The organism is Eoetvoesiella caeni (assembly GCF_003315175.1).
Lineage (GTDB): Bacteria > Pseudomonadota > Gammaproteobacteria > Burkholderiales > Burkholderiaceae_B > Eoetvoesia > Eoetvoesia caeni.
Genome location: NZ_QNRQ01000002.1, coordinates 298,451 through 319,479 on the forward strand (window position 1 = coordinate 298,451; position 21,029 = coordinate 319,479).

Sequence of the window (21,029 nt, forward strand, 5' to 3'; positions counted from 1 at the left end):
TGCGTAAGGTCCGCGCGGCCGGCACGCCGGCTATTGGGTATGGTATTTAAACGCCCAGATACTGATTGACCAGTTCGGGTTGCTCAAGCAGCTCTTGCGAAGATCCCGTCCAGACAACGCGTCCTTTTTCTATCATATTGTGCTGATCGACCAAATGCCGCATTTCTTTCAGGTTTTTGTCGATAAGCAAAATAGTCTGGCCTTCGCTTTTCAGCTGATTCAGGCAAGCCCAGATCTCCTGCCGGATGACCGGCGCCAAACCTTCAGTGGCTTCGTCCAGAATAAGCAGCAGCGGATTGGTCAGCAAGGCCCGGCCTATCGCCAGCATTTGCTGTTCGCCGCCCGAAAGCGTGCGGGCCGACTGCGTGCGCCGCTCTTTAAGGCGGGGAAAAAGCGTAAATACCCGCTCCAGGTTCCAGTGGCCATGATGGTCGTTGCGTTCGGTCGCCACCAGGTTTTCCTGCACCGACAAAGAACCGAATACATGGCGCCCCTCCGGCACCAGGCCAACGCCCAGCCGGGCGATATGATGCGGCCTTAAGCCATTGAGCACCTTACCTTCGAACGTGACCTGGCCGCCCTGCACGGGCAGCATGCCCATCAGCGTCCTGACCGTCGTGGTCTTGCCCATGCCATTGCGGCCAAGCAAAGACACCACCTGATGCGATGGTATTTCCAGGTTCAGGCCAAACAATACTTTACTTGCTCCATAGCCCGACTGCACATCTTGAGCTTGCAACATTCAACCTTCTCCCAGATAGGCTTCACGCACCGCGGAGTGCTCGCGCACTTCGTCGGGTACGCCGGTAAATATGGGTTTGCCGTAAACCAGCACTGTCACGCGGTCCGCCAGCGCAAAAACAATATCCATGTCGTGCTCGACCAGCAGCATGGCATACTGTCCTTTCAAGCCCTGCAGGATGTCTTTCATGAGCATGGACTCTTCAGCACCAAGGCCTGCCATGGGTTCGTCCAGCAGCAAGACCGAAGCATTAAGAGACAGCGCAATGGCCAGCTCAAGCTGGCGCTTTTCGCCGTGAGCCAGCGAGGCCACTTTTTCGTTGCCCCGATCCGACAAACCCACCTTGGCCAAAGCCAGTTTGGCCGGTTCGCGCAGCTCCGGATCTTTACGCGCATTACGCCATAGGTTATAGCGCTTGCTGGATTGGGCCTGCACCGCCATGGCAACGTTGTCTTCTGCCGTGAACTCGTTATAAAGCTGGCTGATCTGGAAGGAACGGGCCAAGCCTACCTCGGCGCGCCGATATGCGGGCAAGCGGGTAATGTCGCGGCCATCAAGCAGGACAGTGCCAGAGTCAGGCATGAGTTCGCCGCTGATCTGTGAAATCAGGGTGGTCTTGCCGGCGCCATTGGGGCCGATCAAGGCGTGCAATTCGCCCTGGCCAACGACAAGACTGGCATTGTTCGTGGCTATCAAGGCCCCGAATGCTTTGTTCAGGTTTCGTATTTCGAGCTTGGGCGTGATCATATCAGTCATTGCTGCGGCTCCCGGCAAGCCAGCCGAACAGTCCGCGCTTGGCATACAAAATTACCAGGACCAGAATAGGGCCTAAAAACAGCATCCAATTTTCAGTCCAGGCGGTCAAGGTTTGCTCCAGCCCAAGATACACAGCCGCGCCAAGAATGGGGCCGAAAATACTGCCCATGCCGCCCAGCACGATCATCGCCATGAATTCGCCCGACTTGAGCCATGCCGCCATGTCGGGGCTGGCGTACAAGGCGTAGTTGGCCCACAAAGCGCCCGCCAGTCCGGTTCCGGCCGCCGAGATAACGAAAGCCGTAAGCTTATAGCGCATGGGCGCATAGCCCAGGTTGATGTTGCGCCGCTCGTTCTGCTTGAAGCCGCGCAAGGCCATGCCGAAAGGCGAATTGACGATGCGCCGGCAAATCCATACCCAGACGGCCATCAAGGCAAGGCAGACATAATAAAAAACGGTGGAGTTCTCGACATCCAGCCCCGGTATTGCATTGCGCACCGAAACTGACAACCCGTCGTCGCCCCCGTAAATTACCAGGCCCACCAGCACAAAATAAAGCATCTGCGCAAAGGCCAGCGTGATCATGATGAACTGGACGCCGCTGGTGCGCAACGACAGAAAGCCCATGGCCAGCCCGATGACAGCCGCCACCAACATGGCCAGCGGCCACACAATAAGCGCCGAATTGGAGCCGGCCCAACCCAGAATGGTGTCGCCCATGTCCATGTGGAAGCCAATGATGGCCACCACATACCCGCCAATTCCAAAGAATGCTGCGTGGCCGAAACTGATCATGGCGCCATAGCCCAGAACCAAATCCAGGCTGACGGCGGCAAGCGCGTATATGACGAAGCGGGTTGCCATATTCGTGATAAAGCTATTGCTGGTAACGTCCGCGATAAACGGCACCAGCAACAGAATCAGGAAAATGACACCAACAATAAAATATTTTCTATTCATTTTCTCTTATCTTTGCGCCGGAATCAGGCCGCGCGGCTTCACCAGCAAAACGACCGCCATCAAAATGTAAATACTTGCCGACACCAGGCTGGAGCTGATGGAGTCGCTGTATTGCGGCGGCAGCAGCTGCGACATCCAGATGGGGATATATGCCCGCCCGAACGAGTCGGTCATGCCCACCAGCAGCGAGCCTAGCAAAGCGCCGCGCACCGAGCCCACGCCGCCCACCACAATAACCACGAATGTGGTGATCAGTACTTTTTCGCCCATGCCGATTTCAACGGCCAGCAACGGCGCCGCCATGACTCCCGCAAACCCGCACAGCAAGGCTCCCAGCGTAAACACAAGCATGAACAGGCGGCGGATATTCACGCCCAGCGCTTCAACGGTTTCGCTGTCGTCGGCGCCGGCACGCACCAGCATGCCTACTTTTGTCCTGGAAATAAGCAGCCACAAGCCTATGGCCACAAATACACCGGCCGCGATAAAGGCCAGCCGCATGATCGGGTAATTCAAGCCGGGCAAAATAGGCACCGAGCCGGAAAGCAACGGGGGAATCGCCACGAACGGCGGGCTGCGCCCGAACACGACGGTAACCAGCGCGTTGGTGAACAGCAGTATCCCCAGCGTGGCCAGAACCTGGTCGAGATGGTCGCGGTGATAAAGGCGGCTGATGATCAGGCGCTCGACAATAAAACCATATAGCGCAGCGCCCACCAAAGCCGCCAGTATCGCCACCAGGAAGGAACCCGTCGCGGCAACCGCTGCGGCCGCACAAAACGCGCCCACCATATAAAACGAGCCATGCGCCAGGTTGACGACGTTCATGATGCCGAAGATGAGCGTCAAGCCGGCGGACAGCAAAAACAGCAGCGCACTGTACTGCAAGCCGTTCATGGCCTGCTCAACCAACATATACATAGAGAAGTATCCGTTATGCCAACGCCCGCCCAAGGCGATTATCGCCAGGGGCGGGCGCAAGGCCTAAGACTTATTTTTCCATTTTGCACAAGGGTGCATATGGATCCGTATGGTCTTTAGCAATGACGCTTATAGGCTTGTAGTCCAGCTTCCCTTCGGCATTACGAGCCACCTGCACCAGGTACCAGTCCTGGATAGGGTACTGATTGGGGCCAAACTTGAATTTACCACGCACGCTTTCGAAGTCGGCCTTGCGCAGTGCCGCGCGGAAGGCGTCCGGCTTGCCTTTGACGTCGCCTTTGACGGCTTTCAGGGCCGAACCGATCAGGCGCGCCGTATCGTACGAGGTTGCGGCATACACGGTGGGGCGGCGCTTGTATTCTTTTTCAAACGCGGCCACGAACTGCTTGCTTGCCGCATTGTCCTGTTCGGCCGTCCATTGCGTGCTCAGGTAGTAGCCTTCGCCCGCGTCGCCCGAAGCGGCCAGCATGCGGTCGTCCATGGAATACAGCGGCGTAACCATCTTCACGGTCTTGTTCAGGCCCGAATTGGCAAACTGCTTGGCGAAATTGATGCCGGCACCGCCAGGCAGGAATTCGAATACGCCATCCGGCTGCAACGAGCGGATGCGCGCCAGTTCAACCGAAAAGTCGGACTGATCGAGCTTGGTGTAGATTTCGGCGAGGATCTCGCCCTTATAGGCGCTTTTGAAACCATGCAAGGCATCGCGGCCGGCCTGATAGGCGGGCGCCATGATCACGATTTTCTTGACACCGAGTTCATTGGCCGCAATAGCGGCTGTGTCGCTGTACGAGTCATTCTGCATGGCCACCGAGAAGAAATTCGGATTGCAGGCCTTGCCGGCGAAATTGGATGCGCCCGCATTCAGGCTGATGTAGAAGCCGCCATCTTTGACGACGCTTGGCGCCACGGCAACCAGGACGTTGGAAAAGTTGATGCCCGTGAAGACGCGCACGCCGTCTTGCAGCATTTTCTCGGCCGACTGCTTGCCCGAACCGGGCTTCAAGCCGTCGTCTTCGATGATCATGTCGACTGGAACGCCACCCAGTTTGCCAGCGCCCTGCTTGACAGCCAGGGCGAAGCCGTCGCGTTCGTCTTCGCCGATGTAGCCGGCGGGAGTCGACAACGTTGTAATGAAGCCGATTTTTACCGGCTCTTGTGCATGGGACAGCGCAGCGATCGCCGACAGCGCGATTCCGACGCCCAGTTTTTTAAATAATTTCATATAGAGTCTCCAAAAGTTGCAACTATCCGCTTAGCATGCCTCTACTTCAGCGCACGAGTGGTTGAAGTTTAAAGCATTTTAGCGTGGCTCAAGGCAGTTTTCTTTGCGCCAGCCATACAGCCACTCCAAACCGCTATAAAACTGTTCTTGTGTCTTGCCTTTCCAGAGAAGATTGCGAACCGTGCGCTCAACGCCTTTGGCATGGTAAATACGGCCCATTTCACGTGTCGACCACACCACCCGTGCCGTACGGGGAACGCGAATCGACTCGTACAAGCGGAATGCGGCATCCAAGTCGCCCGGGCATCGAGCAACCGCCTCGCCCAAGGTAACCGCATCTTCAAGCGCCATGCAAGCGCCTTGCGCCATGTATTGCGCCATGGGGTGGGCTGCGTCGCCCAGCAAAGTGCACAAACCCGTACCCCATTCGTCGACAGGATCGGCGTCCGCCGTGGCCCAGCGCCGCCATGACGTGGGACGGTCGAGCATCTGGCGCGGGCGGGGATGAATGCCTTCGAAGTAGGACAAGACCTCTTCTTTGCTGCCGTCCGTCACACCCCACTCTTCCTGGTTGCGGCTGTGGAAGGTTACGACCAGATTGTATTGTTGGCCGCCTCGCAATGGATAGTGCACCAAATGGCAGCGCGGGCCGGCCCACAACATGGGCGCATTCACCTGCAGATCCTTGGGCATGTTCTCGACATCGACCACGGCGCGGTACACCACGTGTCCGGTCACCGTATGGTGGCGGCCTATGGTTTTTTCGCGAACCACGGATTTCGTGCCGTCGCACCCTATGACGGCATCGGCGCGATACACATTGCCATTGGTGTCGGTTACCTCGACCCCGTCGGCCTTGATCTTGACATCGTTGACATGCACGGACGTCTTGAATTGGATGAGTGGATCGTGTTGAACGGCTTCGAGAATCGACAAATGAATATCGGCGCGGTGGATCACGCCATACGCCCCGCCAAAACGCTGGCGGAACTTATCGTCGGTTTCGATGCGCACGACTTCGGCGCCGTCCACCGCGTCCATCATAATGATGTGGTCGGTAAACACCGCGCGCTGGCGTGTTGCCTCGCCCGCCCCCAAAGCATCCAGAGCATTGAAAGCATTGGGTCCCAACTGAATGCCAGCGCCGATCTCGCCTATCTGGGCGGCCTGCTCAAGAAGCAATACCTCGATCCCCTGGCGCGTCAGTGATAGCGCGGCGGCCAATCCGCCAATACCGCCGCCGACTACGATAATTTTCTGCTTTGCTTTTTGACCACTCATTTGATTTTGTCTTCCATTTTCAGTTTCGGCGTTCGCCGCACAGGCAAGCGCCAGCGTAGGTTCGGGTGCCGCCCGGCACCCGAATCATCGACGCATTACTTTTGAAAATCAGGCTGCTGCGCAGGAGCCGCCTGTTGAAAAGCCGGCAGCGTATTGCAATGCTCGTACACCGCCATTACACGCGGATAATTGGACACGTCGCAACCCATGCGCAACGCATTGGCAACCTGCGGCACCAGGCAACAATCAGCCAGCGAGACCTGGCCGCCAACGCAATACTGCCCCGACTGCGTGCGCACCAGCATCGCTTCCAGCGAAGTAAATCCCTCGGCGATCCAGTGGTGATACCACTCGTTCTTTTTCTCGTCGGAGACTTCCATTTCCTTGACCAGATAGCGCAGCACCCGCAAATTGTTCAAAGGATGCATATCGCAGGAAATAAGATTGGAAATCTCCAGCACTCTGGCGCGCGCCTGCAGGTCCTGCGGGATCAGGCGCGGTTCGGGGAACTTGCTGTCCAGGTAATCGATGATGGCCATGGACTGGCCAAGCTGAAAGCCGTCGTCGTCGATCAGCGGCACGCCGGCGCCCGGATTCTTGGCGACGTACGCGGCTTCCTTTTGCTGCATGACGCGTATGTTCACCGGCAGCAAGTCATGGTCAATGCCCTTCAGACCCATAACGATCCGCACGCGATAGGACGTGGAGCTATTGAAAAAGCTGTAAAGATCCATGCTTACACCACAGCGACGGTAATGCTGCCCAGGCCCTCGACCGAACCCACCATGGTTTGGCCGGCCACGACTGGGCCCACGCCTTCGGGCGTGCCGGTATAGATGATGTCGCCCTCTTCAAGCTTGAAATATTTCGAAAGATAGCTGACCGTTTCAGCCACCGACCAGATCAGCTTGTCGATGCTGCTGCTTTGCTTGCGCACGCCATCCACATCCAGCGTAATGGCGGCCTTTTCAATGTTGTGCACCGAAGCGGCCGGGTGCATGGGGCCAATAGGACCGCTTTGATCGAAGGCCTTGCCCAATTCCCATGGACGGCCCATTTCGCGCATTTTCATTTGCAGGTCGCGGCGCGTCATGTCAAGGCCCACAGCGTAGCCCCAAACATGGCTTAGCGCGTCTTCAACGCTGATGTTCGAGCCGCTTTTGCCGATTGCGGCAACCAGTTCGATTTCGTAGTGATAGTTGGCGGTCTCCGAAGGATAGGGCACCTTCAGGGTTTCGCCGTAGGCCACGGGTATGACGGCATCGGCCGGCTTGCAAAAGAAGAACGGCGGTTCGCGATCGGGATCGAAACCCATTTCGCGGGCGTGTGCAGCATAGTTGCGACCCACGCAATACACGCGGCGAACGGGAAACGTGTCGGTGCTGCCGACAACGGGAACGGAAACGACGGCGGGGGGAGTCACAACATATGACATAGGATCAGACCTCTTGGAAGCGAATATTAAAGACTTTGGTTGTACACAACGGAAGGCTAGGGGGCCGGCGAAAGAAAATAAACAAGCCGCTTGTTTGCCCGGCAACGCGCCGAAACAGGCAGAAAGCGGCTGCGCGCCAGCCTGCGGCCCATGTAGGCCATTACATCGACTATACGGTTTTTATACGCGGTTGTGTATATTTTGATATACGATTATTTATGAAAAATTCGTATTAATCATACCCAATTGGATATGCAAGACACGACGGGTCGCGCCTTAAGCCAGCCCGGCCTGACGCAGTTTTTGCAGTTGCTCGGGCGTGACGCCTATGGATTCCAATACTTCCTTCGTATGCTGCCCAAGCTTGGGCCCCAACCAGTTGGTCTTGCCCGGGGTGGCGCTAAGCTTGGGAACAATACCCGGCAGCTCGATCGGCTGCCCATCGGGCAACTGAAAGTTCTGGATCATTTCGCGCGCACGGAAATGCGCATCGTTGCAAATGTCTTCCGCCGTGTAAATACGACCGCAAGGCACGGATGCCCCGTCCAGCGTACTGAGTATGGTTTCCAGGTCGTGCCGGCCGGCCCATTCCCCGATTGCATTGTCCAGCATCTCGGTATGGCGCACGCGTCCTTCGTTGTGCTCCAGTTCGGGGTCGGCAGCCAGATCGTCGCGCCCTATCGCGTTCATCAAGCGCTTGAATATGCCGTCGCCGTTACCGGCAATGACAACATAGCGGCCATCGCCGCACAAATAGGTATTGGACGGCACAATCCCCGGCAGCGCGGCGCCCGACCGTTCGCGGATATGGCCGGTCATGGCGTATTCGGGAATCAGGCTTTCCATCACCGCCAGCACCGCCTCGCTTAGCGCCACATCGATAAACTGGCCTTTGCCGCCATTGGCCTTCAGGTGGTGCAAAGCCATAAGCACGCCGACGACGCCATACAGGGAAGCCAGGGTATCGCCGAGGCTTACCCCCACGCGCACCGGTGCGCGATCCTGGTAGCCGGTTACGTAGCGCAAGCCGCCCATACATTCCGCAATGGCGGCAAAGCCCGGACGCTGGCTGTACGGCCCGGTTTGGCCATAGCCAGAGACACGAAGCATGATGAGCTTGGGATTGACTTCCGATAACTGTTCCCAGCCTATGCCCCACTTTTCAAGAGTTCCAGGCCGGAAATTTTCGATCACGACATCGGCCTCGGCGGCCAGCTTGCGGATTATCTCTTGCGCCTCGGGCGACTTCAGGTCCAACGTCACCGATTTCTTGTTGCGGCTTTGCGCATACCACCACAGCGAAGTGCCTTCGTGCAGCTTGCGCCAGTTGCGCAAAGGATCGCCTCCTTTGGGGGCTTCGACCTTGATGACGTCGGCGCCGAATTGCGCCAGCAACGCGCTGGCGTACGGACCGGCAATGAGCGACCCCAGCTCGAGCACCTTCACGCCGGCCAGGGCCTGTACCTGCTGATCTTGTTTTGATTCCTGAGCCATTTGATCCATGTTTGTCCCATTCAGGCCGAAGCGACGATCGTTCGGCCCCGGCGACGCACGCGAAACAGCCGCCCATGCTGCCGCCATTATAAATTGAAGTCTAAATATCCCCTCAATCCAGCCGGCTTAATCGACCCCGCCAAACAACCAGGGCTCTTGCTGTCGACGCACGGCCTCGTAGCCGTGAATCTTGTCGATTCCGGACAAAGTCATGGCAATATCATCCAGCCCTGCCAGCAAGCTTTGCTTGCGCGCTGCGTCCACATCGAAAGCCCAGGTTTGTCCGGACGCCGCCCTGACCGTTTGCGTAGGCAAATCAATCCATAAACGATAGCCCACGTTGCGGCGCAATGCATCGAACAGTTCGTCCACCACGGCCGCTTCCAATACCACGGGCAGCAAGCCGTTTTTGAAACAGTTGCCGTAGAAAATATCGGCGAAGCTGGGAGCAATCAGCGCTCGAAAGCCATAATCATGCAAGGCCCAAGGTGCATGCTCGCGGCTTGAGCCACAACCGAAATTCTCCCGCGTCAGTAAAATCTGCGCGCCGGCGTACCGCGGCTCGTTCAACGAAAATGCGGGATTCTTGCGGCGTGTATCGGGATCCTGCCCTAGCTCGCCAGGGTCAAGGAATCGCAGCTCGTCAAACAAATGGGCTCCGAATCCGGTACGCGCGATCGACTTGAGAAACTGCTTGGGCACGATAGCGTCGGTATCAACATTGCTGCGATCCAGCGGTGCGACCAAGCCGTCAAGCGAAACGAAAGCTTCCATGTTTGCTCCTTACCAATTCTGTGTGATATCGACAAAATGGCCGGCGATGGCAGCAGCAGCCGCCATGGACGGGCTGACGAGATGCGTACGCCCCCCTGCCCCCTGGCGCCCTTCAAAGTTCCGGTTGGAGGTCGAAGCGCAGCGTTCTCCCTTTCCCAGTCGATCCGCATTCATGCCAAGGCACATCGAACAGCCAGGTTCGCGCCATTCGAAGCCCGCATCCGTAAAAACGGTGTCCAGTCCTTCCCTTTCTGCCTGCTCTTTGACTAAACCCGAACCGGGCACAACCAGCGCCAGTTTGATCGTAGGCGCCACACGCTTGCCTTTTACTATGGCGGCAGCGCTACGCAAGTCCTCAATACGCGCGTTCGTGCAGGAGCCTATAAAAATCTTGTCGAGCCGGATTTGCGTAATGGCCTGTTCCGGCCCAAGCCCCATATAAGCAAGCGCCGACTCCATATCGCTACGCCGCACGGAATCGCGTTGTAATGCAGGATTGGGAATCCGGCCATCGACTGGCACCACCATTTCGGGAGAAGTGCCCCAACTGACCATTGGGCGTAAACAGGACGCGTCGACCTCCAGGCTGCGGTCAAACTGCGCGCCTTCATCGCTGTGCAAAGTATGCCAATACGCTACTGCCCGCTGCCAGTCATCTCCCTTGGGAGCAAGCGGACGACCTCTCACATAATCGATGGTCTTATCGTCCACAGCGACCAAACCGACCCTTGCACCGGCTTCAATCGCCATGTTGCACAAAGTCATGCGGCCCTCCATGGACAGCGATTGGATCGTGTCGCCGGCAAACTCGATGGCGTAGCCGGTAGCCCCGGCCGTTCCCACCTGCCCGATAATCCAAAGAATCAAGTCTTTCGCCGTCACGCCTTCAGGAAGGTCGCCCTGGACCTTGACCAGCATAGACTTCATCCGGCGCATCGATAAGCACTGCGTGGCCAGTACGTGTTCGGCTTCAGACGCCCCCACACCGAAAGCCAGAGCCCCAAACGCACCATGCGTGCTGGTGTGCGAGTCGCCCGCCACTACAGTCATACCCGGCAATGTCGCCCCCTGCTCGGGGCCAATGACATGAATGATGCCCTGGCGTTTGTCTCCCAGCTTGTATTCGGAAATTCCAAACTCATCGCAATTTCGCGAAAGCTGATCCACCTGTATACGCGACAAAGGGTCGACGATGCCCGCGGCGCCTGATGAACGCTCCAACGTGGTCGTGGGCACATTATGATCGGCCGTCGCCAAGACGGTCTCGGGGCGCAGAACCTTGCGGTTGGATAAACGCAGTCCCTCAAACGATTGCGGGCTGGTCACGTCGTGAACAAGCTGACGATCTATGTACAAAAGAGAAAGCCCTTCCGCTGTCTCATCCACCAAATGACGCTGCCAAAGCTTTTCAAACAAAGTACGCGCTATTGCCATGATTCACTCGCCAAAGACATTCCGCAAAAGCGGATCAACTGCAAAAAGCACCGGCCGTTTGGCCCGCGTCGTCCTGCCCCGCGGGCAGCGGGTAACGCCGAGTCGAGGGCCCGGCTTTTGCCACTTGCCCAGGAACCCCGTGTTTGACAATATCCGGCAAGAGCCTGGCCAAGTCGAGCAGGCCATCCAGGTCGACCCCGGTGTCGCAGCCCATGGCTTCGAACATATGAACGAGATCCTCGGTACACACATTGCCGCTTGCCCCAGGCGCAAAGGGGCATCCGCCCAGCCCACCCAATGACGCGTCGAACCGCACAATGCCCGCCTGCAATGCCGCCAACGCATTGGCCAGCCCCATCCCGCGCGTATCATGAAAATGCGCCGTGAAAACCATGGCAGGCCAACGATCCTGTACCGCCAGGCAGGCCTCCATGACCTGGCGTGGGTTCCCGACGCCTGTCGTATCGCATAGCGTGACGCCTTCAATACCGATATCGGAAAAGCGATCGATCATCTCCAGCACGCGCGACAAAGGCACCTGGCCCTCGAACGGGCAACCAAAAGCTGTCGACAGCGAGGCATTCAAAAATGCCTTGCTATCCACCAGCTTGGCGATGTCGGCGAACTGACCGAGCGACTGCTCCGGCGTCATGCGCAAGTTAGCCACGTTATGGCTTTGACTGGCGGACATCACCACATTGACTTCATCGACCTGACAGGCCAGCGCACGTTCACAGCCCCGTACATTAGGCACCAGCGCAGCGTACTGAACCCCCGGAACACGATCGATCCGGCCCATGACCGCCTCCGCATCCGCCAATCCCGGAATCGCCCTGGGCGACGTAAATGAAGTGACCTCGATCTTGGCCACCCCAGTACGGCTCAGCGCGTTCACCAAGGCGACTTTCTGCTCTGTGGGGATAAATTCCGGCTCTATCTGGAATCCATCCCGAACAGAAACTTCATGAATATAAAGACGGGGATTTTTGGTGGGAACCATAACGTGCTTTACCTATGCTGCCCGAACGGCAACCTCCATCCGTCCGATCTTGTCGAATTCCGCCTCAATGCGGTCTCCGGCTTGCACGGGGCCTACTCCTTCGGGAGTGCCCGTAAAGATAACGTCGCCCGGGTGCAAGGTATAAAACGAAGAAGCGAACTCAATAAGTTCTGGAATGCCAATAAGCAAGTCTTTAGTATTTGCGCTTTGCTTGACTTCGCCATTGACCTTGAGCTGGAAATTCAAACTGGTCGGGTCGGGCAGCTCATCCGCCGTAACAAGCCAAGGGCCAAGCACGCTGTAGCTATCCACCGACTTGCGCATGCTTCGCTCCTCGGGGCCACGCACAGTCATATCCAGGCCAATGCAATAGCCGGCAATATAGTCCCAAGCATCCACACGAGAAATCCCAACCCCGGGCTTGCCGATGACAACCGCCAGTTCGATTTCATGGTCATTGCGGCGCTCCGGGTGGCGCACAGCCACTCCTGCGCCAGCGCCCACCATCGAGCTATTGGCTTTCAGAAACAACCCTATACGCTGAATCTCTTCGACCTTATTATTATGATGGACAGCCGGATCTGAGCGGGCCTCTTCCAGATGCTTGGTGTAATTCACCGGGGCCGCTATCAGCTTGCCGGGATTGGCAATTGGGCTTAGCAACTGCACGTCTTTCAGAGGAAAACGGGCGGCCGATGGCAAGAGCACATTGATCTTTTCCCGCACCTTATCAAGACTGGCAATGAACGGGTCAAAACTTGGTAGCGGGTAGCGGCTGGCCGTCAACACATCCAGTGCCTCAGTCACATCAAAAACCAATTCGTCTTCTATCACCCCAAGGCGATCTTTATTAAACCGACATATACGCATAATGATTCCTCGTTATTAAAGCCATTCTCAAGCATTGCTATGACGGCCACAATGCCCTACTCTTAATACGTTAAATTGCGTTCTTAAATACATCTTGCGACCGACATCAACATGGCCAACCTCGACTTATCAGACTTCCTTATTCTGAAAGAAATATATAAAACTCGAAGCATCACCGCGTCTGTCAAGAATGTGGGTCTAAGCCAGCCAGCCATAAGCATTCGCCTGGGAAATTTGCGCAATTATTTCAGTGATCCTTTATTCGTAAAGACCCCAGAGGGCATGATGCCCACCCCTCTGATGCAAACTCTCATTGCCCCTATAGACCAACTCTTGGATCTGCTCGGCCCAAACCGCGGACAGCTTGTCCCCTTCACCCCCGAAAGCTCACTCCGAAGATTTCATCTAGGGCTGAGCCATGTCGCTCAAATGGTCCTGCTGCCTCCGTTGTTGAGCATTCTCGAATCATCCGCACCGCGCATTCAAGTCGATTCAACCGACCTGAACGATCAAACGGCATTGGCAATGGCGCAAGGCGAAATCGACATAGCCATAGGCTATGCGGCGGAATTGAACACAGGCTTTTACCAGCAACGGCTATTTACAGAGCATTACGCTTGCATAGCCAGGAAGCAGCATCCGCGCCTCGCAAACGACTCCTCCTTAAGCACGGCGCGGCTTCTCAAAGAAGAATACTTGTCTCTTGTCGCGCCTGGTACTGGTCACTCATTGCTGGACAAACACTTGCACGCCGAAGGCATAACTCGTTCAATCAAAACCAGGGTTTCGTCTTTTCTGGGGCTCGAGCAAATTATCGTTGCCACCGACTTGCTGGCCATCGTCCCTGCGCGCTTGGCCAACACGCTTGCACAAGGAGGCCGGATACGGGCATTCGAAATCCCTTTCCCCATGCCCGCCTACGAAGTTCGACAATACTGGCACGAACGCTACCATCACGACCCTGCCAACCGCTGGTTGCGGCAGATCATTTTCAATACCTTTATAGATTTGCCTCCGGTCGAGTCGGCGGTGGAGGATACCGGCACTCAAATCAATCGCAACTAGCTGGGTGCCTTTTATTTGCAAGTCATCAAGGTGTTAAGCCGCTGATTACCGGATCTGTACCTCCATTCCAAATCCAGTCCAGGCACTTGTAAGAATCATCAGGGGTGCGCCCCTCCAGCCCTCTATTACGGACATCGCGTGCAGTTCCTTCCTCATGATAGAACTTCCAGACTTCCCTGCACTCCAGTTGCATGCGCGCGGTGCGTTGCGCGCGTCGCTTTGAAAACTCGGCAAAGGCGTTTTCATAGTCGTGATGCATTAGCAAATTAGCGATGCAGCCCGCATCTTCGATCGCCATCCCTGCACCTTGAGCGTAAGACTGCAAAACCGGGTGCGCGGCATCACCCAGGAGCACAACCCTTCCTCTGTTCCATCGCCTCACGGGCTTCCTGTCCGCGATCACCCAACGTCGCTCAAGATTCATCAAAGAAAGGATATTTTTCAAGGCGGGATGAGCATTGGCATAGACGTGCCGGACATCCTCTTCGTGGGTAACGTGCTGATCGCCATGATGCGGCGCCGGATCCTTGAAAACCGCCACAATGTTGAATAGAGTGCCATGCCTAAGCGGATAATGCACCACGTGGTATCCGGGCCCGCCCCACAAGACTACGTCCTTCTTATTTGGGAAATCGGCGGAAATGCTGTCCATGTCGACGATAGTCCGATGCGCAACATAGCCGGTGGGATGCAAGTCATCATTGACGAGAGTTTCGCGAGCCCGACTCTTGAGGCCATCGGCGGCAATCAAAGCCGCGCCTTCGAATGTACGGCCATCCGAGCACGTAACGCGCACATGATCGCCCAGATCTTCGTGAGCGATCACCGATGCATTCACGGTAATTTCAACGCCGGGCGCTTTGCGACATGCATCCAGTAAAATATTATGGATATCGGCTCGATGCACCACAACATAGGGGTGGTTAAAGCGCCGTTTATAGTCTTGTGTCGTCACGGGAATATCAACCAATGTTTTGCCGCTATCCGCGTCGGTCATGACGACCGAGTCGGGGAAATCCGCAATCGCCATGACTTCGCCGCTGAGGTTTATGCGGTCGAACACATTGAAAACATTGGGCCCCAACTGTATTCCATAGCCGATGGCGGCAATTTCGTGAGCCTGCTCCAGCACATGAACAGAGCGGCCCTGCTGTGCCAGCGCTAGCGCGGTTGAAAGGCCGCCCAGCCCTCCCCCCGCAATTAAAATAGTGCTACGTGCGCTCAACTCCGCCTCCTTTATCGTAGTGATCTGATTACCGCGAGGCCCAAGCGAGGCCACACGATTTGTAATCTATCGTCCGCGATCCGCGTACCGACCGTCAATAAAGCCGCGTTGATTGATGCTATAGCGATTTTAAATAGACGTCGCCCGCGAAGTCGCGGGCCACACCGGCGAGCGGCCAATATAGACATGCCCCGTCAAGCGATATGAACAAAGAAATGCTTGAGGCCAATCTCGGTATTTAAAAATACGATAGGCCTTATAAACAGGAGCTAATTGCAAGCACAAGAACAATGCTACAGACTGGGTTTTAGCGTCCGAGCGGCTTGTGTGCAGGTTCACCCCGCATCAAGAGCCCTCCTCACCAACCCCAAGCAAGGCAAACTTAAAATGTTGTCGCGAATAGACCAAGCAACGCCTTCCGAGCGCCAGTTTTTCTACGAGAAGATAGGCGGCGCAAATGTAACTCCACTGTGGGAGGTACTACACGGCATCATCACCGCCCAACCCAATACGCCTTGTGTACCGCACTTATGGAAGTGGCAGCAGCTATGGCCTTGGTTGCTTGAGGCCGGCAACCTGATCACAGCGCAGGAAGCCGAACGGCGCGTGCTTGTGCTGGAAAATCCCGGCCTGCGCGGTAGAACCCGTATTACACACAGCCTTTACGCGGGACTGCAGCTTATCATGCCAGGTGAAATAGCTCCTATGCATCGGCATTCCCAGTCGGCATTACGATTCATCCTACAAGGACAGGGTGCGTACACTGCCGTTAATGGCGAGAAAGTCACCATGAACGTCGGCGACTTCGTCATCACGCCTTCCTGGACATTCCACGACCACGGCAACCCATCCAGCGAACCGATGGTCTGGCTCGACGGGCTGGATCTGCCCATAGTCGAAGTGCTCGACGCCCAGTTCATGGAAAAGGGGACCAGCCAATCCCAGCAGACCACTCAAGGTGCCAACACCAACCTCGCCAGGTTCGGCAACACCATGAAACCTGTCGAGTACAAACCCAGCTCCAATACTTCACCCCTGTTTTGGTATCCGTACGAGCGTACTCGCGAGGCGCTTGAAACGTTAAGAGTTCATGACGAACTACACGCCTGCTGGGGCCATAAGCTGCAATACACGAATCCGGTTACCGGCAGTTGGGCCATTCCAACGATGGGAACTTTCATGCAGTTACTACCTGCCGGTTTCCTTGGTGCCTCATACCGTTCCACCGACTCCACGATTTACACCGTTGTCGAGGGACAAGGCCGGTGCCTTATTGCCGACCAGATCCTCGAATTCGGTCCCAAAGACGTGTTCGTCTGCCCTTCATGGATGCCTTACCGGCTGGAGGCGGACAGCGACACGGTGATGTTCAGTTATTCCGACCGGCCAGTACAACAGGCGCTGGATCTTTGGCGCGAGGCAATGGAATAACAAAAGCCCACATCCATAAATAAAACCACGGAGACTCCACATGCAAAAGCGATTATTCCTTCAAACCACTTTGATTACCGCCGCTCTAACCCTGGTTGGCCTGCCTATGGGTAGCGCTGTTGCGGCCCAAGACACATTCAAGGTAGGCCTCATCCTGCCTATGACAGGTCCGTTCGCCTCTACCGGGCACCAGGTCGAGAGCGGCGTGCAAGCCTATCTCCAGCAGTATGGGACTGAAGTAGCAGGCCGAAAAGTTGAAGTCATAACGCGCGATGATGCCGGCAATCCCGCCGACACCAAAAGATTGGCCCAAGAACTACTCGTTAGCGGCAAGGTCAATGTGCTTGCGGGATTTGGGCTGACTCCGCTGGCTCTGGCTGTAGCGCCTATCGCCACGCAAACCAAGACGCCAATGGTGATCATGGCGGCCCAGACCTTGCTCGTAATTAACGCCACTCCGTATGCCGTTCGTACCAGCGGGACTATTCCGCAGGTAACCATGGGAACCGCAGCATGGGCGGCCAAGCAAGGCATTAAAAAGGTCGTCACGCTGGTTCCCGACTATGCACCGGGCTATGAGTCGGAAAAAGCCTTCAAGGAGTTCTTCGTCGGATCAGGAGGACAAATCGCCAGCGAAATACGCGTACCGGTGGCCAATCCCGACTTCGCGCCATTTCTACGCAAGGTGCAGGACCTCAAGCCCGACGCCTTGTACGTCATGCTGCCGTCCGGCCCGGGTGCGTCCTTCCTCAAGGAATATGCAGCACGGGGGCTGGCCAAAAAGGGCATTCCCTTAATAGCCCACGGGGCCGTAACGGACGACGACTATCTGAACGAGGCCGGCAACGAAACACTGGGCATAATTACTTCGGACTATTATTCAGCCGCCCATCCTTCCGCGATGAACAAGAAATTCGTCGCTGACTTCAAAAAAATCAGCAACGGTAAAAGGCCTAATTTCTTCGGTGTGGCCGGCTACGACGGCATGCATGTCATCTATAACGCAATAAAGAACGCCACCGATGCAAACAATGGCGACGCCCTGCTGGCAGCAATGAAAGGCCAAAGCTTCGAAAGCCCTCGCGGACCGGTCACGCTGGACCCCAACACCCGCGACTTCATCCAAAATGTTTACGTCCGCAAGGTTGAACGAGTCGATGGCCAACTGTACAACGTCGAGTTCGATACTATCGAGCATGTCCTGAATACGGGTAAAACGAACTGAAGACAGGGATCTGCTATTTTCCTGTCTAGCGGGCCAGAGTTGCATCACCCTGGCCGCTGCGTCGCAAGCCATCGGCCACCATGCCGGATCTTTTAGCGAAGTCCAGATACTCGCCAAGCAGTCTTGCTCCGGCCTCCCGGCCGCGAGGGCAGCACATGGCCTGTTCGATGACGGTAAAACGGCCATCCAGAACACGATAGCCCGTGTGTTCGCTTGCATGAGCCTGAAGCGGCTGGCGCACGCCCGCGGCCGCATCCAGCCCCAAGGCTACGAATTGTTCTATGGCATCTTCTGAACGGTCCAGTCGAACTATAGAAGCATGCTTCAACGTACGCGACAAAAACAAATCGTATGCGGCACCTTTGCCCACCGCAATCCGGACGCCGGGAACATCAAGGTCTTCAATATTGCGAAAGGAAGCGCTCTGGCGTACCAAGTACGTCCCTTCGATGAGTACATAAGGCGCCGTATACGCTATGCTTTCGGCCCGCTTGGGGTCGATAGCCATGAAGGCAATATCCCAGGCATCGTCCAAAGCGGCGTCGACGACTTTTCCTGCGGTATCGAATGCATGGAACTCGATGGGAACGCCTAAACGCTGTGCGAGCCCTTGGGCAAGATCGGCGCTGACGCCGCGCGGCTCGCCAGAAAGCGGATCGCGCTGAGCCAATACCGGGTTACCGAAATTTATGGCGGCCCGCAACTTTCCTTTAGGTGTCAATTGGCGCACAGCCAGCGCATCGGCGTGCCAATCCGGTTCGCTCAATTTCAAATCATGGGTCGCCATAATGCTCCTTGGGTCTGGCATAAATCCAGCCTACATTGTAGAGACGACTCTTGCAGGACTCAAAGAGCATTACAGCATCTTCGCCGCCCACTCAAATCTTGAATGATTCCAGCGTCTCGGGGGCGAACAGCTCGCGCGGTTGTAGCAGCCGCTTCGACAAGCCTTGCTCGTATGAATAGCGCAAGAAGGTTGCCAGCGTCTTCTCGTTCTTCTCGAAGCCGTAAGGCCAGAAGTCCTCGCCCATCTCGGCGCGTACTTGCTCTACATGCGCGGTCAGCCAGGGAAGCATCGCCTTCAGCGCAGCAGTATCGTAGAGGTCTTTGTAGGTGTGAAGCTGCGACTCGACCAAGGCCTTCATCAGCGACTGCGCAACCCAGCGGTTGGCTTCGTAGACGTCGCGGCGGATGGCGACCGTGTGCATGATAGGGAAAATCCCGGTGCTGCGAAAATAGTCGCGCTCGACTTTTTCATAATCGGGGAACAGGCGCTTGACCTTGCCTGCGCCGTTGCTGAAGCTCGACGGCATTCGCGCCGTGTAGAGTGCGTCGATTTCGCCATCCAGCAGCATTTGCGAAAGCGTTTGTGTGGGACCTATGCTTTGCACCTTGATGTTTGACGGCAAGTCCAGCTTCAGCTTTTCGGGACGCCCCGGCTCTTCTTCGCCGCCGGTGTAGTAGGTCACGCTGTCCACCGGCACGCCGTAATGATCGGCCAGGATGCCGCGGATCCAGGTGGGGGCGGTCATCTGGTATTCCGGGTTGCCAACGCGCTTGCCGATCAAATCCTTCGGTTCGCGAATACCCGAGTCTGCGTTCACATAGATGCACGAATGCCGGAACATGCGGGAAGGGAAAACTGGAATCGCGATGAAGGGCGGCTCGGCCTGAAAGCAGGAAACGGTGTAAGAGGACAGTGACATCTCGCAAGCGTCGAATTCTTTATGCCGTAGCATGCGAAAGAAGGTTTCTTCGACGGGCATGTCCAGATAGTTGAGGTCAATGCCATCGGGACGGACGTTGCCTAATTGCAGGGCCCGGGTACGATCATAGTTCCAGCAGCCGAAACTGATTCTGAGTTTGGACATAAATTATTTCTAAATACCGTTTTATATTAAAGCTTGATTTGCTTGATATTGCATTGTTGCTGCGCTATTGGATGCCAATCGTTCTGTCACGTTAGCGGTCTTCTAAAAGCAAGCGGTCCAGTATCCGTCTGCAGCGCACTGGCCCTGCATCTATGGCCAGAAGCGCCGGCTCGAGCTTGGTAGTCGACGCAACAATACGGCGCTGCTGGGCTTCTATGATCGGAGCATCCTGGTCCGCAAAGGCGAAAGTGCGCAGTTCGCCGATCTTCTGGCGAATTTGCTCATTTTTCTCGTCGCCTTGCGTCATGACATTCCATCTTACGGCGCTATACCTGTAATGGGTGGTTCGTTCGGTTTCGGGAGTCAACAAATGAATGCCCCAATAGCCGGTGCCTGACTCCTGCGGCTGTCCGGTCTTGCACGAGCCGGTTTTCAACAGGAGATTGCTGGGCGCATACCAGGAAATGGAGGTGAAGGAATCTCCGCGTTCATAACCCTCGGGAGCCATCATTTGGAACATTCCCGGGGTTTCAACGTCTTTGACGAATCGGCTGACGGTTACCACGTCGCCGTGCGTTTCGAGCTTGATGTCGGACTGTTCCAGGCCTGGACTACCAAGTATGCCGCCGTGTACATAAACAACGTGCGACAGATCGAGCAGATTATTGGCGATCAACTCGTAGTTCGCCTTTATGCTTAGATAGCCGGGATCGGTAATGTGTATAGCGGGGCTGGTTTCGAGACAGCTGTAATCGGGTATCAAGGACGGATCGGCGGGCTTGTCGCCCATCCAGATCCAGATCATGGAGTATTTCTCGACCACGTGGAAACTGGGCAGATGCGCCGCGGTCGGGATTGTGCCGGGCGGATGCGGGTTGTTCATGCACCGGCCGTCTGCGCCGAACTCCAGGCCGTGGTAGGGGCACTGAACCCGGTCTCCGGGGACGAGCGTACCCATCGATAACGGCACAAATCTATGGGCACACCGGTCCAGAATCGCCGCAGGGGTTCCATCTTGCTTGCGAAAGAAGACCACGGGCTCGCTAAGTATCGTCTGGGGCACCAATGTTCCGGCTGGCAGCTCGCTGGCCCATAGGCCAACATACCACGCGTTTTTGATGAACCGCCCGCGCTCGACAGCGGGAGCTGCTGCCATGTCGGGAGAGTCTGGTTTGGTACTGCCAATCGCTTGATCCATTTTGGAAGTCTCCTTGAATAGTAGGTGGTTGCGGGATCTGCCTGGGCAAAACCTTAGGCAGCGCTGCGCGCAGGCGAGAACCGGGGAGCAGCCTCGAATC

At 56.3% G+C, this 21,029-nt stretch carries 20 protein-coding genes; 3 read left to right on the forward strand and 17 right to left on the reverse strand.

The window, feature by feature from the left end; genetic code table 11:
• Nucleotides 1–46: 46 nt before the first annotated feature.
• The 13 genes from DFR37_RS05030 to DFR37_RS05090 all read right to left on the reverse strand — a co-directional run bounded on the left by DFR37_RS05030 (nt 47) and on the right by DFR37_RS05090 (nt 12,914).
• Entirely contained in the window at nt 47–742 is a 696-nt protein-coding gene (locus DFR37_RS05030; RefSeq protein ID WP_113932136.1) for an ABC transporter ATP-binding protein, read from the reverse strand.
• On the reverse strand, nt 743–1,498 hold the full coding sequence (locus DFR37_RS05035) for an ABC transporter ATP-binding protein (protein ID WP_180148032.1): 756 nt from the start codon (nt 1,496–1,498) through the stop codon (nt 743–745).
• Complete coding sequence (locus tag DFR37_RS05040; protein WP_113932137.1) at nt 1,491–2,459, reverse strand: branched-chain amino acid ABC transporter permease; 969 nt, start codon at nt 2,457–2,459, stop codon at nt 1,491–1,493. Before DFR37_RS05040 ends, DFR37_RS05035 begins: the two co-directional genes overlap by 8 nt.
• A 6-nt stretch (nt 2,460–2,465) precedes the next feature.
• A complete protein-coding gene (locus DFR37_RS05045) occupies nt 2,466–3,380 on the reverse strand; it encodes a branched-chain amino acid ABC transporter permease (RefSeq protein WP_113932138.1) in 915 nt (304 codons plus the stop codon).
• A 70-nt stretch (nt 3,381–3,450) separates the two neighbouring features.
• Nucleotides 3,451–4,626 (reverse strand): ABC transporter substrate-binding protein, encoded by a 1,176-nt coding sequence (locus tag DFR37_RS05050; protein ID WP_113932139.1) that lies wholly within the window; start codon nt 4,624–4,626, stop codon nt 3,451–3,453.
• A 78-nt stretch (nt 4,627–4,704) separates the two neighbouring features.
• On the reverse strand, nt 4,705–5,907 hold the full coding sequence (locus tag DFR37_RS05055) for a 3-hydroxybenzoate 6-monooxygenase (protein ID WP_113932140.1): 1,203 nt from the start codon (nt 5,905–5,907) through the stop codon (nt 4,705–4,707).
• A 95-nt stretch (nt 5,908–6,002) separates the two neighbouring features.
• Nucleotides 6,003–6,641, reverse strand: a complete 639-nt coding sequence (maiA, locus tag DFR37_RS05060; RefSeq protein ID WP_113932141.1) for a maleylacetoacetate isomerase — start codon at nt 6,639–6,641, stop codon at nt 6,003–6,005.
• Between the two features lie 2 nt (nt 6,642–6,643).
• Nucleotides 6,644–7,342 carry a fumarylacetoacetate hydrolase family protein gene (locus tag DFR37_RS05065; RefSeq protein WP_113932142.1) on the reverse strand — a complete coding sequence of 233 codons (699 nt, stop codon included), beginning with the start codon at nt 7,340–7,342 and terminating at the stop codon, nt 6,644–6,646.
• 276 nt (nt 7,343–7,618) lie between these two features.
• Nucleotides 7,619–8,845: a CaiB/BaiF CoA transferase family protein gene (locus tag DFR37_RS05070; RefSeq protein ID WP_242341713.1), complete on the reverse strand. Its 1,227-nt coding sequence runs from the start codon at nt 8,843–8,845 to the stop codon at nt 7,619–7,621.
• 117 nt (nt 8,846–8,962) lie between these two features.
• A complete protein-coding gene (leuD, locus tag DFR37_RS05075; RefSeq protein WP_113932143.1) occupies nt 8,963–9,610 on the reverse strand; it encodes a 3-isopropylmalate dehydratase small subunit in 648 nt (215 codons plus the stop codon).
• Nucleotides 9,611–9,619: 9 nt separating this feature from the next.
• On the reverse strand, nt 9,620–11,038 hold the full coding sequence (leuC, locus tag DFR37_RS05080; protein ID WP_211317221.1) for a 3-isopropylmalate dehydratase large subunit: 1,419 nt from the start codon (nt 11,036–11,038) through the stop codon (nt 9,620–9,622).
• 40 nt (nt 11,039–11,078) lie between these two features.
• Entirely contained in the window at nt 11,079–12,044 is a 966-nt protein-coding gene (locus tag DFR37_RS05085; protein WP_113932145.1) for a hydroxymethylglutaryl-CoA lyase, read from the reverse strand.
• 12 nt (nt 12,045–12,056) lie between these two features.
• Entirely contained in the window at nt 12,057–12,914 is an 858-nt protein-coding gene (locus tag DFR37_RS05090; protein WP_113932146.1) for a fumarylacetoacetate hydrolase family protein, read from the reverse strand.
• 111 nt (nt 12,915–13,025) lie between these two features.
• Here DFR37_RS05090 and DFR37_RS23415 point away from each other — a divergent pair, with 111 nt between their 5' ends.
• A complete protein-coding gene (locus tag DFR37_RS23415) occupies nt 13,026–13,979 on the forward strand; it encodes a LysR family transcriptional regulator (RefSeq protein WP_113932147.1) in 954 nt (317 codons plus the stop codon).
• A 25-nt stretch (nt 13,980–14,004) separates the two neighbouring features.
• On the opposite strand, the gene DFR37_RS05100 is transcribed toward DFR37_RS23415, so the two are convergent.
• Entirely contained in the window at nt 14,005–15,204 is a 1,200-nt protein-coding gene (locus DFR37_RS05100) for an FAD-dependent monooxygenase (RefSeq protein ID WP_170139835.1), read from the reverse strand.
• A 387-nt stretch (nt 15,205–15,591) separates the two neighbouring features.
• Between DFR37_RS05100 and gtdA the strand changes: the two genes are divergently transcribed.
• Nucleotides 15,592–16,635, forward strand: a complete 1,044-nt coding sequence (gtdA, locus tag DFR37_RS05105) for a gentisate 1,2-dioxygenase (RefSeq protein ID WP_113932149.1) — start codon at nt 15,592–15,594, stop codon at nt 16,633–16,635.
• Nucleotides 16,636–16,675: 40 nt separating this feature from the next.
• Complete coding sequence (locus DFR37_RS05110) at nt 16,676–17,860, forward strand: ABC transporter substrate-binding protein (RefSeq protein ID WP_113932150.1); 1,185 nt, start codon at nt 16,676–16,678, stop codon at nt 17,858–17,860.
• Nucleotides 17,861–17,885: 25 nt separating this feature from the next.
• Here the strand turns inward: DFR37_RS05110 and DFR37_RS05115 are convergent, their stop codons facing one another.
• The 3 genes from DFR37_RS05115 to DFR37_RS05125 form a co-directional block, all read right to left on the reverse strand.
• Nucleotides 17,886–18,647, reverse strand: coding sequence for an ABC transporter substrate-binding protein (locus DFR37_RS05115; protein ID WP_113932151.1), 762 nt, complete (start codon nt 18,645–18,647; stop codon nt 17,886–17,888).
• Between the two features lie 91 nt (nt 18,648–18,738).
• Nucleotides 18,739–19,731 carry an ABC transporter substrate-binding protein gene (locus tag DFR37_RS05120; RefSeq protein ID WP_113932152.1) on the reverse strand — a complete coding sequence of 331 codons (993 nt, stop codon included), beginning with the start codon at nt 19,729–19,731 and terminating at the stop codon, nt 18,739–18,741.
• A 91-nt stretch (nt 19,732–19,822) separates the two neighbouring features.
• Nucleotides 19,823–20,929 carry an aromatic ring-hydroxylating oxygenase subunit alpha gene (locus DFR37_RS05125; RefSeq protein ID WP_113932153.1) on the reverse strand — a complete coding sequence of 369 codons (1,107 nt, stop codon included), beginning with the start codon at nt 20,927–20,929 and terminating at the stop codon, nt 19,823–19,825.
• Nucleotides 20,930–21,029: the final 100 nt, after the last annotated feature.